Source organism: Neisseria sp. P0008.S010 (assembly GCF_051962715.1).
Classification (GTDB): Bacteria; Pseudomonadota; Gammaproteobacteria; order Burkholderiales; family Neisseriaceae; genus Neisseria; species Neisseria elongata.
The window spans coordinates 1-231 of record NZ_JBQCVA010000455.1; the positions used below are offsets into that span (position 1 = coordinate 1).

A 231-nucleotide genomic window follows, 5' to 3' on the forward strand; every position below is an offset into this window, starting at 1 on the left:
TGACCTGGGCTACACACGTGCTACAATGGACGGTACAAAGAGCTGCAAGACCGCGAGGTGGAGCTAATCTCATAAAACCGTTCTCAGTTCGGATTGTAGGCTGCAACTCGCCTACATGAAGCTGGAATCGCTAGTAATCGCGGATCAGCATGCCGCGGTGAATACGTTCCCGGGCCTTGTACACACCGCCCGTCACACCACGAGAGTTTGTAACACCCGAAGTCGGTGGGG

Annotated in this window: 1 rRNA gene; it reads left to right on the plus strand. The window is 55.0% G+C overall.

Going from position 1 to position 231, the window contains the following annotated elements:
* A 16S ribosomal RNA gene (locus ACTHSL_RS14315) occupies positions 1 to 231 on the plus strand; the annotation flags it as partial.